Here is a 12735-nt window from a genome sequence, read left to right on the forward strand (position 1 = left end):
CCTGAACTATCCATAGGAGGTGAGCCGGTTGATCCCGCTCGTACTGATCCTCGGCACCGTCGGCTTCCGGACGCTGGGTGCGTTCGGCGTCCGGCGGTTCACCAACTGGCCGGCCGCCGCGGCGCACGCGATGGCGGTGATGCTGGTGCTGACCGCGAGTGCACACTTCGTCCCGGCGAGCGTGACGGTGATGCCCAACCACGCCGACATGGTGCGGATGGTCCCGCCGTTCCTGCCGTACGCCGACGCACTCGTCTACCTCACCGGCGTCTTCGAACTGGCCGGCGCCTTCGGTCTGGTGATCACCGCGACCCGCAAGCCGGCCGGCTACGCGCTCGCAGCGTTGTTCGTGACCCTTCTGCCCGCCAACATTCACGCAGCGGTCGCCCACGTACCGTTCGCCGGCGGCGAGGCGACGCCACTGTGGCAGCGCATCCCCGAACAGATCTTCTACCTCGCCGTCGCGCTCTGGGTAGCGCGGACGGCAACCAGCACCACACCAGCCAAGGAGCATGTGTACGCATGACCAGTGCATCCCGCATCATCGCCGGCGTCATCCTGCTGACGATCGTGACGATCCAGTTCGGCGGCTACTTCATGACGAAGATCGTCCGCGGCCAGATCCCGATGACCGGATTCCAGAAGTCCTTCGCGCGCGCCGGCCACGCCCACGCCGGCGTCCTGGTGATCCTCAGCCTGGTCGGCCTGCTGTACGTCGACCAGACCGGCTTCACCGGGTTCTGGCTGTGGGTCGCCCGCCTCGCGATCCCGGTCGCCGCGGTCCTGATGTCCGGCGGCTTCTTCGCCTCCTCCGCCGGCAAGGACCGCACCGAACCCAACCAGTTCCTCTGGGTCCTCTGGCTGGGCGCCGCCGCCCTCGCCGTCGGCGTCCTGACCCTGGGAATCGGCCTGATCGTTGCCTAGGCCCTGTCTGGTAATCCATCGAACGACCGGGCGAGCCGGACGCCGACCGAGCTGATCAGTGCGGAGGTTTCCGGGCTTGCCTGGTCGACGGTGAACGGGGCGAGGGCGGCCAGTGCGGCTACCTGGGTGAGGAGCATCGCGGGGGTGTCGGCGCTGAAGCGGACCCTGCACGACGAGTCGTCGATCGGCGTCACGATCCCACGGACGACGCCTTCGAAGGTCGACGTGACTTCGGACGCCGGAGCCTCGATGGTCAGTTCGACGGTGTGCTGGTACTGCGCGGAGACGAACGACTCGACGAGGTACGACGCCCCGTCGATCACCCGGGGCGTGAAGCGGTGCAGGACCGGGGTCACGTCGGTGATCCGGTCGGCGCGGAAGATGCGCCAGTCGTCGCGGTCCGGGTCGAACGCGAGCAGATACCAGCGCCACGCCAGCGTCAGCAGTTGATGCGGCTCCACCCGCCGTCGCGTCGTACCGCGGGCCCGGCCGTGGTAGTCGAAGGCAACGAGCTCGTGGTTTCGGCAGCAGCGGGCGAGTACGGCGAGAACCCCCGGGTCGACCTGCGGTACGCCGGGGCGCGGGATCGCCTCGGCGGCCGAGCCGACCGCGGCGAGCTGCGGCCGGAGCCGTGCCGGGAGGACCTGCTCCAGCTTCGCCAGCGCGCTCATCGAGCTGTCCGCCATCCCGCTGACGTTACCGCCGGCCGCGCCGACCAGGCCGAGCGCGACGGCGATCGCCTCGTCGTCGTCCAGCTGCAGCGGCGGTAGATGCGTACCGGATCCGAGCCGGTACCCGCCCGCGGTGCCGGTCGTCCCGGTCACCGGGTAGTCGAGCGCGCGCAGCCGGCCGATGTCCCGCCGTACCGTCCGCTCGGTGACGCCGAGGCGGTCGGCCAGCTCGCGGCCCGACCACTCGCGGCGACTCTGTAGCAGCGACAGCAGCCGCAACAACCGGCCGGGCATGTCTCTCATGCGGGCAAGTATTCCTTGCGGACAGCTTGTGTCCGCAAGGACTCCTAGCGTGAGATTCATGATGCTGACGACGACAAGCAAGGGGTACGACGAGGCGCGGCTCGGGTTCCAGCGGCGGGACCCGCACCGGCCGGCGGTGGTCTTCCCGGTCACGAACGCCGACGAGGTGCAGGACGCGGTCCGGTACGCGATCGACCACGACCTGCGGATCGCGGTGCAGGCGTCGGGGCACGGGCTGATCCAGGGGATCGACGGCGGCGTACTGATCGCGACCGGCGGTTTCAACGGCGTGACCGTCGACGCCGACAGGAAGACCGCCTGGATCGAGGCGGGCGCGACCTGGCGGGACGTGCTCGCCGCGACCGCGCCGTACGGGCTCGCGCCGCTGTCCGGGAGTTCGCCCGGCGTCGGCGCGATCTCGTACACGCTCGGTGGGGGACTGGGGTTGATGGCCCGGCGGCACGGGTACGCCGCGGACCACGTCCGGCGGATCGAGGTCGTGACGACGGACGGCGTACGACGGAACGCCGAGGAGGATCCGGACCTGTTCTGGGCGCTCCGCGGTGGCGGCGGGAACTTCGGCGTCGTCACGGGGATCGAGGTCGACCTGTTCGACGTACCGGCGATCTTCGGCGGCAGCCTGTACTTCGACCTCGCCGAGTACCCGGAGGTACCGGAGGCGTGGCGGGAGTGGACGCGGACTGTGCCGGAGGAGGTGACGTCGGCGATCGCGATCCTGCCGATCCCGGACATCCCGCAGGTACCGGCGCCGGTGCGCGGGAAGTACATCGGGCAGATCCAGCTCGCGATCCTGGGCGATCGGGGCGAGGAGCTGGTCGCGCCGCTGCGGGCGATCGGTACGCCGGCGCTCGACACGGTCGGCGTACTTCCGTACGTCGACTCCGGGCAGATCTTCGCGGAGCCGGAGAACCCGGACGCCTACAGCTCCTGCAACGTGCTGCTGGATGATCTCAACGCGCTGAAGATGTTGCCGGCCAGGATGCACGTGATCGCGATCCGCCACCTCGGCGGCGCGCTCGGTCGTCCGCCCGAGGTCCCGAACGCGGTCGGTCACCGCGAGGCGGCGTACTCGCTCACCGTCCTCACGCCAGGCGCAGGTGATGCCGCGCGCGAGGTGCTCGAACCGTGGCGCGAGGCAACTATTGGCCGTGCCCTCAACTTCAGCTTCGAGAAGCTCACCCCGGAAGAGATCGCCGAGGCGTACGACGACTACGACCGGCTCGTCGAACTCAGGCGCCGGTACGACCCGGACCGTCGCCTGTGGGCGAACCACCAGCTCTAGCAAGCAGCTCCTCGACCAGCGCCCCTTTGCCGGAGACGTACGCGGTGCGGTCGGTGGTGAGCAGGTGCGCCAGTTCGCGTTTGCGGACGGCGTACCGCTCGCGATCGGCCGCGTCGATGCGCAGATGATCGCGGAGCAACACGTGGTCCCGTAAAGCTTTGTTGCCATCGACAACGACATACAGGTGGTGGTAGTGCACCGCATCCGGCGGCAGCGCGAACGCCTCGCGGCCGGGGATCCCCTGGTCACCCTCGTGCCGGTAGCCGGCGGCCGCCAGGCGGGAGATTGCGGCCGGTACGAGGTCGGCTCTCGGTACGACGATGTCGACGTCGATGATCGGCTTCGCCGCCAGCCCGGGTACGGCGGTGCTGCCGACGTGCTCGATCCGGTGCGGAAGCTCAGCGAGGTACGGCGTCAGCCGTCCGCGGATCTCCGCGAACCACAGCGGCCAACGCACGTCATAGTCCACCACCTCGGCGGGGACGATCACAGCGCCGCCGTGACGTCGATCTCGACGAGTTGGCCGGGGAATCCGAGCTGGGCGACGCCGAGCAGCGTGCTCGCTGTCGTGAACGCCGCCGCGATCGGAGACGCGTTCAGCTGGGTCCAGACCGCGCTCAAGTCCGAGCGGTCGGAGCTGGCGACGTAGATGACCGTACGGACGACCTGATCGGGTGTCGCGCCGACGCTCTTCAGCGCGGTGAGGATGTTCGTGATCACCTGCGCGGTCTGCCCTTCCAGACCACCCGGAGCCAGCTCGCCGGATGTCTGCAACGGGCACTGCCCGGCCAGGTACACCAAGGTGTCCGCCTGCACCCGCGTCACATGGTGATACCCGGGCGTGGCATGCAGACCCTCAGGATTGCTTCGCTCGATCGTCACGCCCCGACCCAACGTGATCCCTCACTCCGCGGTCAACAGGTTTTGCACGTACCGCTTCTGCCACGGCGTTTCCACGGCATGTTTGTCGTAGTGCTGCCGGACGTAGTCGACCGCCTGATCGGCGGGGACGCCATCAAGTACGGCGAGGCACGCGAGCGCCGTACCGGTCCGGCCGCGGCCGCCGCTGCAGACCAGCTCGACCCGGCCGGTCGCGGTCCGCTCGAGCGCCTCCCGGAACGACGTCAACGCCTGTGGACGATCGACGGGCAGCCGGAAGTCGGGCCACTTCACCCAGTGCCACTCCCACGGCACGTCCGGCGGCTCGTGCCCGAGCAGATACACGCCGTACGTCGGGAACGGCGCTGCCGCCGGGCCGTGCCGCAGACCGCGTCCGCGAACCAGCCGCCCCGACGGCAGCTCCATCACACCTGGTGCGTCCTTACTCCAAAGGCCCACAAGGTCAAACTACCGAGGCCCTGTCTCGCAATCCATCGCCTACTGCGGGGCACTCGGCACGGCACCTCGCCGCACGGGTGCAAAGGCCACGATGCTCCGCATCGAGACCTTCGCCCCCGCACGCCGATGCACCGCACCGAGCACCTCCTCGCTACGGCGCTGGATTACGAGACAGGACCTAGCCGCTCCTCCGTGGAGGTGGAGAAGAGGTGCAGCTTGTCGGGGTCCGGAGCCAGGTAGACCTCGTTGCCCTTCTCGTTGTGCAGGCGGGTGCCGATCCGGGCGATGATCTGCTGGTTCTCGGCGTGGTCGGCGGAGCCGTACAGGAAGGCGTCGGAGCCGAGTTCCTCGATGACCGAGACCTTTACCGGCAGGCCCTTGTCGGCCAGGTGCAGTGCCTCGGGGCGTACGCCGAGCGTCAGGGTCTTGTCGTCTCCGGCCTTGGCCAGCAGTTCGCGGGCGATCGGTACGACGTAGTCGCCGACCTTCGCGCCGCCGTCGACGATCTCGGCCTCGATCAGGTTCATCGCCGGCGAACCGATGAAGCCGGCGACGAACTTGTTCCGCGGCCGGTCGTACAGGTTCAGCGGGGTGTCGACCTGCTGCAGTACGCCGTCCTTCAGTACGGCGACCCGGTCGCCCATCGTCATGGCCTCGACCTGGTCGTGGGTGACGTACACGGTGGTGACCCCGAGCCGGTGCTGCAGCTCGGCGATCTGGGTGCGGGTCTGGACGCGCAGCTTGGCGTCGAGGTTCGACAGCGGCTCGTCCATCAGGAAGACCTGCGGGTTACGGACGATCGCGCGGCCCATCGCGACGCGCTGACGCTGACCACCGGACAGTGCCTTCGGCTTGCGGTCGAGGTACTCCTCCAGACCGAGCAGCTTGGCCGCCTCCTGGACGCGCTGGGCGCGTTCGTCCTTGTGGATGCCCTGCATCTTCAGGGCGAAGCCCATGTTGTCGGCGACCGACATGTGCGGGTACAGGGCATAGTTCTGGAACACCATCGCGATGTCGCGTTCCTTCGGCGGGGCGTTCGTCACGTCCCGGTCGCCGATGAAGATGGCGCCCTCGTTGACCTCCTCGAGTCCGGCCAGCATCCGCAGTGCGGTCGACTTACCGGAACCGGACGGGCCGACGAGCACCATGAACTCGCCGTCCTCGATGTCCAGGTCGAGCTTGTCCACTGCGGGGAGGTCGGTGCCCGGGTAAACCCGGGTGGCTCCCTTGAAGGACACAGTTGCCATGTCGCTTCCTTTCCTTCGCCGGCAGGAACGTGCCGGACGATCCGTAGCAAAGGCCCCCAGGTCTTGGGTGTCTACGTCGGTGACGCATCACCGAAGCAAGGAGTACAACGGTCGTTCGCCGACTTACATTCCCTGGTGTATCAACGGCACCTAGAAGTACCGGCCGCCGGCCGCATCGGCGATCAGGTCCAGCAGGGCGGTGACCGCTCTGCTCGGTCGCCGTCCGGCGGCGGTCGCGACGGACAGCGTCCAGACCAGGCCGGCATTCTCGATCGGGAGCTTGGCCACGCCAGGCTCCGCCGCCAATTCGACGTCCGGGACGATCCCGACCCCCAGTCCGGCTCTGACGTAGTCCGGAATCGTGGTCAGTTCCGGGACCTCGACCTGGATCCGCCGCGGCAACCCGATCGCGTCGAAGGCCCGGTCGACCATCTTCCGGTTCCCGAATCCGCCCGGCATGTCGACGAACCGCTCGCCCGCCAAGTCCTCCAGCCGTACGGCGGACTTCCGGGCCATCCGGTGCGCCGCGGGCAGCAGTACGACGAACGGCACCGTGGCGATGTCGCGGATCTCGAGTCCGGAAAGCTCCGGCTTCGGCAGGCCGAGCAGCGCGACATCGAGCCGGCCATGCCGTACGTCGTCCGCGAGGCCGCTCGACCCGGTCGGCGAGGTGGCGACCTGTACCTCGACCAGCGGGTACTTCCGGTGGAAGGCGCCGAGCAGGTCGGCCAGGTTGACCAGGCTGAGCCGCGCGAGCGTACCGATGCGGACGTTGCCACGGAGACCGGTCGATGCCTCCTCAACCGCGGCCCGCGCCCGGTCGAGGGCCTCCAGCGCGGCCTTCGCCTCGGGCAGTAGGGCCTGTCCGGCGGTCGACAGCACCACCCGCCGGGTCGAGCGGTCGAAGAGCGTCGTCTTCAGGTCGGTCTCGAGCGCCCGGATCGCCGCGGACACCGTCGACTGCACCGTGAACAGGCGTTGCGCCGCGCGGGTGAAGCTCAGTTCCTCGGCGACGGCGACGAAGTACTCCAACTGCCTGCTGTCCACAGATCCAATTATCGTCAACACCGATAAGAGCGTGCAAGAACTTTCGTTGGACTCGATAGATCCGGCGCAGCACCCTGGAACCATGTCAACCATGACGTCTTCGCGAACCGGCGTACGGATCCGGTTCGCTCATGCTCCCGGCTTCTGGGTGATCGCGGCGGCCTTCCTCACCACGATGGCCTTCTCGACGATCCCGACTCCGCTCTATGCGATCTACCAGCACCGCGACGGCTTCCCGACGTACGTGATCACGGTGATCTTCGCCAGCTACGCGATCGGTGTGATGGCGTCGCTGTACCTGGCCGGGCACGTCAGCGACTGGCTCGGGCGACGTCGCGTCGCGCTGGTCGCCGTACTGGCGGAGGCTTTGTCCGCAGCCATCTTCCTGATCTGGCCGGCCGTTCCCGGGCTGCTGCTGGCGCGGTTCATCTGCGGCGTCGGTGTCGGCGTACTGACGGCGACCGCGACGGCGCATCTGTCCGAGCTGCGGCAGATCGCGCGGCCGGGGGAGGACCCGAGCCGGTCCGCGCTGATCTCCAGCATGGTGAACCTCGGCGGCCTGGCGTTCGGCCCGCTGATCGGTGGACTGCTCGCGCAGTACGTCGACGCGCCGCTGCAGCGTCCGTACGAGATCTTCCTGGTGCTGTTGCTGCTCAGTGCGGTCGGGATCGCGTTGGTGCCGGAGACCGTGGAGCGGTTGGAGGAGCGTCCGGCGTACCGTCCGCAGCGGGTCGCGTTGCCGTCGTCCGCGCGTCCGTTGTTCTTCGCGTCGGCGATCGGGGCTTTCGCGGCGTTCGCGATCTTCGGGTTGTTCACCTCGCTGGCGCCGACGTTCCTGGCCGGGGTTCTGCACCACACGTCGCGGTTGCTGGCCGGCGTGGTCACGTTCGCGGTCTTCATTGCCGGCGCGGCGAGCCAGGTCGTGTTCGTGCGGTTGTCGCGACCGCACCAGCTGCGTCTCGGGCTGGTCGCGATGAGCGCGGGTCTGGTCGGTGTCGCGGCCGGTGGACTGGTCCCGAACCTCTGGCTGTTCGTCATCGGCGGCGTCGTCGCGGGTGCAGGCGTCGGCCTGGTCTTCCGCGGCGCCGTCGCGACGGCCGCGTCGCTCGCGGATCCCTCGTCCCGCGGCGAGGTTCTGGCCGCGCTGTTCCTGATCGCGTACGCCGGCCTCGCGATCCCGGTCCTCGCGATCGGACTGGGTATCGCGCTGCTCCCGGCCCAGGTCGCGCTGCTGCTGTTCTCCGCGTTGATCCTGATCCTCGTCAACGCGGCGGTAATCCGAATGCTGTCCGCCCAGAAGTAATGATCTGATGCAGGCGTGGACCTAGAACGCGACTACGGGCTGACCGTCGACGAACTCGTACCGCACGACGGCGGGTTCGCTACCGAGGGCTGGGTAGCGGACCGCCGCTGGTTCGTGAAGCGGTGGAAGGACGGCTCGGAGCCCTCGGGGCTGACGCAACTGGAGGAGTTGCACGAGCTCGGTCTACCGGTCGTCCAACCGCTCCGGACGGTGCGCGGCGAGTTGTTCGCACTGAGCGGGTCCCAGGCATACGCCGTTTTCCCTTATGTAGAAGGGCGTACGGCGACGTCGGACGACTGGCAGGTGGTCGCGCAGGCGCTGCGCCAGGTGCACGAGGCGCCGGTACGGGTTTCGCTGCCGCCCTCGGACGTGAGCGAACCGCAGATCCAGGGGCTGGCGCAGTACCTGCAGCACCCGTGGATCGCGGACCGCGCCGACGTGCTGCGGACCGCGATGGCCCGGCTGGACGACGTACGGTCGCGACTCGAACCGGTGCGGGAGGTCGTGTGCCACACCGATTTCCACCGGCTGAACATGCTGATCGGCGCGGGTGGTCAGGTGGCGGCGATCCTCGACTGGGAGGGCGCCGTGATCGGACCCCGCGAGTACGACCTCTGGGTTGCGGCCGACGGGGAGTCGCTCGTGGAGTTCCTCGACGCCTATGGTGCCGACGACCTGGACGCGGACCACCTGGAGTTCGCGCTGCTCGCTCGCGGGCTGCGGGACCTCGCGGCGCGGGTGATGACCGACGCCGACCGCCCCGGCGTCGACACCTGGGGCTTCGACCGGATCGACGCCGTGGACCGGAACCTCGAGATCTTCCGCCGGTACTGCAGTTAGGCGCCGGGGCCGGGGAGTACTTCGACGTCGTCGGCGTGCATCGGTTTGCCGCAGTTCGCGCAGGTGAGGTCGACGTGGCTGATCTCGCCGCAGGCGTGGTGCCGGTAGAGCACCGGCGGGCCCGCCGTACCGGCCAGCCATTTGTCGCCCCAGGCAACCATCACCATCAGTACGTCGACCAGCTCGCGGCCGCGGTCGGTCAGTACGTACTCGTACCGCGGGCGGGCGTCGTACGGACGGCGCTCGATCACCTCGCGGTCGACCAGGTGGTTGAGTCGTTCGGTGAGCACCTTGCGGGAGATGCCGAGGTCGGCCTGAAGTTGCTCGAACCGGGAGAGCCCGACCCAGATGTCGCGCAGGATCAAGGGCGACCACGGCTCGCCGATCACGTCCAGCGTGCGCGCGATCGAGCACCTCATCTCACTGAAGTCTGTGCGCTGCATGGAATCAGTCTACCCGTTGGGGTTCCCTTAAGGAACCCAAGCATGTTAGCGTTCCTTCAAGGAACTCCAAACGGAAGGCAGCCACGATGAGCAAGGTCTTCGCCGCCCTCGCGGTCTCGGTCGACGGGTACATCACCGGGCGCGGCTCCGGTCCTGATCACGGCCTCGGCGACGCGCCGATGCTGTTCGACTGGTACTTCAACGGGGACACCCCGAGCCAGGCGTTCGACGGCTTCAAGCTGAGCGCGCCGAGTGCCCGGGTGTTCGACGCCGCCGCCACCCGGGTCGGCGCGGTGATCGCCGGCCACAAGACGTACGACGACTCCGGTCACTTCGGCGGCAACAGCCCGCACCCGCACGCGCCGCTGGTCGTACTCAGCCACGGTCCGGTGGCGGAGCTCAGCGAGCGGCAGACCCTCGCCCACACCATCGAGTACGCGGTCGAGGCCGCTCGGAAACTGGCTGACGGCAAGGACGTCGGTCTGATGGGCGGCGGCGTGGTGACGTCGGCGTTGCGGGCGGGACTGGTCGACGAGGTCCTGTTGCACCAGGTCCCGATCCTGCTCGGCGCCGGCCGCCCGTTCTTCCAGGAGTTGCCGGAGCACATCCGCCTCAACCTCCTCGAGGCAGTACCCGCGCCTGGCGTCACCCACCTCCACTACGAAATCGTCCGCTGAAGGAGCGCTGCCATGTTGAAGCCCGCCGTACGCGCCGCCGTCGAAAGCAAGTCGATCGCCCACCTGGCCACCGTCCTCCCGGACGGCTCGCCGCACTCGATCCCGCTCTGGGTCAGCACCCTCGACGACAAGATCATCTTCCTGACCGGTCCGAACTCCCAGAAGGCCCGCAACCTCCGCCGCGACCCGCGCGTCGCCCTCTCCCTCGCGCCTGTCGACAACCCGTACGAGCCGATCATCATCCGCGGCCGCGTCGTCGACTGGATCACCGGTGACGAAGGCTGGGAACTCGTCGACCAGATCGCCCAGAAGTACATCGGTCAGCCGTACTCCCGGGATCTCGAGCGGATCATCGGCGTCATCGAGGCGGATCACCAAACCGTTGGGATCTAGGATGCGCGCATGGGTGTGACGGTGACGGTCGGGGAGCAGGACGCGTATCTGGCGCGGGTGGGGCACGCCGGGATGTTGATGTTGCCGATGATCACGGGGATCGGCGAGCAGGTGCGCGAGTGGGCCGACGAGCTGGCGGGGGAGGGCATTACTGCGCTGGCGTGGGATCCGTTCAAGGGACGTAGTACGGACAACGCCTCCCGGGAAGAGCTCAGCGGGATGCTGCGGCAGATGTCCGATGATGCCGCGCTCGCGGAGCAAAGCGAGCTTCTCGACTACCTGTTCGACGAGCTCGGGTGCAGGAAGGTCGGTGTGATCGGCTGGTGTCTCGGAGGACGGTTCGCGCTCCTGCTCGGGGCGCGGGATCAGCGGGTGGCGAACGTCGTCGCCTTCCATCCGACGGTGCCGTCGCAGCGGCCGGCGCATCACGCGCACGACGCGATCGCCGAGGCGGCCGGGATCGCCGCGCCGGTGCTGGTGAGCTACCCGAGCGCGGACGCCGCCGTACCGAACGCGGACTTCGAGACGTTACAGACCGTGCTGCAGGCGCGGACCGCCGGCGCGACGTTCGCGCAGTACTTCCCAGGCGCGGACCACGGGTTCTCGGACAAGTCGCGGCACGGCAAGGACGTCAACGCGGACGCGTTCCGGCTGGCGTGGCCGCAGGCGCTCGCGTTCATGAGGTCGACGGTCGCCTGAGCTCGGCCTCCAACTGCCGGTGCAGCTCGCCCAGCCGGCTGCGGCCGGGCGTGCCGTCGGGGTAGCGCGCGATCACGTTCCGGACCGTGTCCGGCACGCGCTCCAAGGCCCACCGGACGAACGCATCGGCGGCCGCGGGATCGCCGGTCGCGAGCTCCTGCGCGTACGCGGCGTACTGCGCGGCGCCGACGATGTGCTTCACCTGCGTTGCGGCCGCGAGCGGATGCAGGTACGCCGAACCCGCCGCGGCGACCGCGGCCCGCGCAGCTGCCTCGGCCGCGGGGTCGGTCAGCTCACCCGCTGCCTTCAGGGCCGCGAATGCGGTCGTCCGGATCGCCTTGGTTCGGTTGCCCCCAGCACCGAATTCACGGACCGCCGCGATCGCCGCACCTGGTCGCGGATCGTCCGGTACCAGTGGCAGCGCCTGCTCGGCACACTCCGCCGACCACAGGGCGAGCTGCCGCAGTTCGTCCAGAGCCAACTCCATGAGTCTCAATCGTATCGTTGAACCCGGGCGTTGAGGCTTTCACGCCGCCCGGCGGTGGTCCGTAGGCGTGATCCCGCGGACCCGCTTGAACGCAACGCTCAACGCGAAGGCGTTCGCGTACCCGACCCGGCGGGCGATCGTCTCGACCGTGTCGCGGGTCGAGCGGAGCTGGTCGGCGGCGAGCGTGATGCGCCAGCCGGTCAGGTAGCTCATCGGTGCCTCGCCGACGACCGCGGTGAAACGCCGCGCGAGTGAGGCGCGGGAGACCCCGACCCGATCGGCGAGCTCGGTGACGCTCCAGGCGTACGCCGGATCCTCGTGCAGCAGGCGTAACGCCGTACCGGCGACCGGGTCGGTCTGCGCCTGGTACCACCCGGGTGCGTGCGACTCGGGCCGGGCGAACCAGGCGCGTAGGGTGGTGATCAGCGCGAGGTCGAGCCACCGGTCGAGAACGGTCTGCTGGCCGGGTACGTCGCGCTGGATCTCGCTGGTGATCATGTCCATCACCGCTCCCGCGACCTCGGCCGCCGGGACGGCGAGCACCGAGGGCAGCGCGGTGACGAGTCGCCGGCTGACGTCGCCGGCCACCGAATAGGTGCCGCTGGCAACCATGATCTCGCCGGTCTTGCGCCCGCCGTACGTCCGCACGCCGAGCTGCGCCGAGTAGTCGATCGGTGCCCCGGGCAGCCGTTCGCAGACGCCGCCGGGGTGGATCCGGAGCACCGGCTTCGTCTGCAGGGTGTCGCTGACGACGTACGGCTCCGGGCCGGTGATGATCGCGACGTCACCCTGCCCCATTCGCTGCGGCTCGACGCCTTCCCGGGTGATCCAGCCGGAGCCGCGGACGATGGTGGCAAGCGCCAGCGGCGCCTCGTCGCGGATCTCCAGCGCCCAGGGCAGATCCAGGATGGTCAGGTTGAAGACGCCGTCCTGCGCGCGGGTTCCGGTGAGCAGTTCGTCGAGCACGTCCATGAGGTGAGCCTAGATCAGGTTGAGCGTTTCGAACATCAGAATGCGCTGCACAGCGGTGGTTTGTCTCACCGCGAGCCGTTGGACTGGC

At 68.8% G+C, this 12735-nt stretch carries 17 protein-coding genes; 8 read left to right on the forward strand and 9 right to left on the reverse strand.

What is annotated here, in order from left to right:
• The first annotated feature begins 19 nt into the window (after nt 1-19).
• Nucleotides 20-526, forward strand: coding sequence for a DoxX family protein (locus ACZ5BU_RS32875; RefSeq protein ID WP_465704346.1), 507 nt, complete (start codon nt 20-22; stop codon nt 524-526).
• Nucleotides 523-924 carry a hypothetical protein gene (locus ACZ5BU_RS32880; RefSeq protein WP_465704347.1) on the forward strand — a complete coding sequence of 134 codons (402 nt, stop codon included), beginning with the start codon at nt 523-525 and terminating at the stop codon, nt 922-924. The genes ACZ5BU_RS32875 and ACZ5BU_RS32880 overlap by 4 nt, the downstream gene beginning before the upstream one ends.
• On the opposite strand, the gene ACZ5BU_RS32885 is transcribed toward ACZ5BU_RS32880, so the two are convergent.
• Nucleotides 921-1898, reverse strand: a complete 978-nt coding sequence (locus ACZ5BU_RS32885; protein ID WP_465704348.1) for a helix-turn-helix transcriptional regulator — start codon at nt 1896-1898, stop codon at nt 921-923. The two genes, ACZ5BU_RS32880 and ACZ5BU_RS32885, sit on opposite strands and share 4 nt — an antisense overlap.
• A gap of 58 nt (nt 1899-1956) precedes the next feature.
• Between ACZ5BU_RS32885 and ACZ5BU_RS32890 the strand changes: the two genes are divergently transcribed.
• The gene (locus ACZ5BU_RS32890; protein WP_465704664.1) at nt 1957-3201 is read left to right on the forward strand and encodes an FAD-binding oxidoreductase; all 1245 of its coding nucleotides are present in this window, start codon (nt 1957-1959) and stop codon (nt 3199-3201) included.
• On the opposite strand, the gene ACZ5BU_RS32895 is transcribed toward ACZ5BU_RS32890, so the two are convergent.
• From ACZ5BU_RS32895 to ACZ5BU_RS32915, 5 genes are all read right to left on the reverse strand, one after another.
• Nucleotides 3149-3691 carry a GrpB family protein gene (locus tag ACZ5BU_RS32895; protein WP_465704349.1) on the reverse strand — a complete coding sequence of 181 codons (543 nt, stop codon included), beginning with the start codon at nt 3689-3691 and terminating at the stop codon, nt 3149-3151. The two genes, ACZ5BU_RS32890 and ACZ5BU_RS32895, sit on opposite strands and share 53 nt — an antisense overlap.
• Nucleotides 3688-4083: a RidA family protein gene (locus tag ACZ5BU_RS32900; RefSeq protein ID WP_465704350.1), complete on the reverse strand. Its 396-nt coding sequence runs from the start codon at nt 4081-4083 to the stop codon at nt 3688-3690. The genes ACZ5BU_RS32895 and ACZ5BU_RS32900 overlap by 4 nt, the downstream gene beginning before the upstream one ends.
• A gap of 21 nt (nt 4084-4104) precedes the next feature.
• Nucleotides 4105-4539: a protein-tyrosine phosphatase family protein gene (locus tag ACZ5BU_RS32905; RefSeq protein ID WP_465704351.1), complete on the reverse strand. Its 435-nt coding sequence runs from the start codon at nt 4537-4539 to the stop codon at nt 4105-4107.
• Between the two features lie 164 nt (nt 4540-4703).
• A complete protein-coding gene (locus ACZ5BU_RS32910) occupies nt 4704-5786 on the reverse strand; it encodes an ABC transporter ATP-binding protein (RefSeq protein WP_465704352.1) in 1083 nt (360 codons plus the stop codon).
• Between the two features lie 150 nt (nt 5787-5936).
• Nucleotides 5937-6833, reverse strand: coding sequence for a LysR family transcriptional regulator (locus ACZ5BU_RS32915; protein WP_465704353.1), 897 nt, complete (start codon nt 6831-6833; stop codon nt 5937-5939).
• Nucleotides 6834-6924: 91 nt separating this feature from the next.
• Here ACZ5BU_RS32915 and ACZ5BU_RS32920 point away from each other — a divergent pair, with 91 nt between their 5' ends.
• Complete coding sequence (locus ACZ5BU_RS32920) at nt 6925-8136, forward strand: MFS transporter (RefSeq protein WP_465704354.1); 1212 nt, start codon at nt 6925-6927, stop codon at nt 8134-8136.
• Nucleotides 8137-8151: 15 nt separating this feature from the next.
• Nucleotides 8152-8976, forward strand: coding sequence for a phosphotransferase enzyme family protein (locus tag ACZ5BU_RS32925; RefSeq protein WP_465704355.1), 825 nt, complete (start codon nt 8152-8154; stop codon nt 8974-8976).
• Here the strand turns inward: ACZ5BU_RS32925 and ACZ5BU_RS32930 are convergent.
• Nucleotides 8973-9419, reverse strand: coding sequence for a winged helix-turn-helix transcriptional regulator (locus ACZ5BU_RS32930; RefSeq protein ID WP_465704356.1), 447 nt, complete (start codon nt 9417-9419; stop codon nt 8973-8975). The genes ACZ5BU_RS32925 and ACZ5BU_RS32930 overlap by 4 nt on opposite strands.
• 86 nt (nt 9420-9505) lie before the next feature.
• Between ACZ5BU_RS32930 and ACZ5BU_RS32935 the strand changes: the two genes are divergently transcribed.
• The 3 genes from ACZ5BU_RS32935 to ACZ5BU_RS32945 are packed head-to-tail and all read left to right on the forward strand — an operon-like array spanning nt 9506 to nt 11188.
• Nucleotides 9506-10096, forward strand: a complete 591-nt coding sequence (locus ACZ5BU_RS32935) for a dihydrofolate reductase family protein (RefSeq protein WP_465704357.1) — start codon at nt 9506-9508, stop codon at nt 10094-10096.
• A 12-nt stretch (nt 10097-10108) separates the two neighbouring features.
• Nucleotides 10109-10489 (forward strand): TIGR03618 family F420-dependent PPOX class oxidoreductase, encoded by a 381-nt coding sequence (locus tag ACZ5BU_RS32940; RefSeq protein ID WP_465704358.1) that lies wholly within the window; start codon nt 10109-10111, stop codon nt 10487-10489.
• Nucleotides 10490-10498: 9 nt separating this feature from the next.
• The gene (locus ACZ5BU_RS32945; protein ID WP_465704359.1) at nt 10499-11188 is read left to right on the forward strand and encodes a dienelactone hydrolase family protein; all 690 of its coding nucleotides are present in this window, start codon (nt 10499-10501) and stop codon (nt 11186-11188) included.
• Here the strand turns inward: ACZ5BU_RS32945 and ACZ5BU_RS32950 are convergent.
• Nucleotides 11166-11675, reverse strand: a complete 510-nt coding sequence (locus tag ACZ5BU_RS32950) for a putative immunity protein (RefSeq protein ID WP_465704360.1) — start codon at nt 11673-11675, stop codon at nt 11166-11168. The two genes, ACZ5BU_RS32945 and ACZ5BU_RS32950, sit on opposite strands and share 23 nt — an antisense overlap.
• Nucleotides 11676-11714: 39 nt before the next feature.
• Nucleotides 11715-12647: an AraC family transcriptional regulator gene (locus ACZ5BU_RS32955; protein WP_465704361.1), complete on the reverse strand. Its 933-nt coding sequence runs from the start codon at nt 12645-12647 to the stop codon at nt 11715-11717.
• Nucleotides 12648-12735: the final 88 nt, after the last annotated feature.

Source organism: Kribbella sp. NPDC031520 (assembly GCF_055580825.1).

Bases quoted from the DNA above. Each gene is read 5' to 3' on its own strand.
- ACZ5BU_RS32880 (WP_465704347.1), top strand. From the start codon at position 523: ATGACCAGTGCATCCCGCATCATCGCCGGCGTCATCCTGCTGACGATC.
- ACZ5BU_RS32885 (WP_465704348.1), bottom strand. From the start codon at position 1,898: ATGAGAGACATGCCCGGCCGGTTGTTGCGGCTGCTGTCGCTGCTACAG.
- ACZ5BU_RS32890 (WP_465704664.1), top strand. From the start codon at position 1,957: ATGATGCTGACGACGACAAGCAAGGGGTACGACGAGGCGCGGCTCGGG.
- ACZ5BU_RS32910 (WP_465704352.1), bottom strand. From the start codon at position 5,786: ATGGCAACTGTGTCCTTCAAGGGAGCCACCCGGGTTTACCCGGGCACC.
- ACZ5BU_RS32920 (WP_465704354.1), top strand. From the start codon at position 6,925: ATGACGTCTTCGCGAACCGGCGTACGGATCCGGTTCGCTCATGCTCCC.
- ACZ5BU_RS32930 (WP_465704356.1), bottom strand. From the start codon at position 9,419: ATGCAGCGCACAGACTTCAGTGAGATGAGGTGCTCGATCGCGCGCACG.
- ACZ5BU_RS32935 (WP_465704357.1), top strand. From the start codon at position 9,506: ATGAGCAAGGTCTTCGCCGCCCTCGCGGTCTCGGTCGACGGGTACATC.
- ACZ5BU_RS32940 (WP_465704358.1), top strand. From the start codon at position 10,109: ATGTTGAAGCCCGCCGTACGCGCCGCCGTCGAAAGCAAGTCGATCGCC.
- ACZ5BU_RS32945 (WP_465704359.1), top strand. From the start codon at position 10,499: ATGGGTGTGACGGTGACGGTCGGGGAGCAGGACGCGTATCTGGCGCGG.
- ACZ5BU_RS32950 (WP_465704360.1), bottom strand. From the start codon at position 11,675: ATGGAGTTGGCTCTGGACGAACTGCGGCAGCTCGCCCTGTGGTCGGCG.
- ACZ5BU_RS32955 (WP_465704361.1), bottom strand. From the start codon at position 12,647: ATGGACGTGCTCGACGAACTGCTCACCGGAACCCGCGCGCAGGACGGC.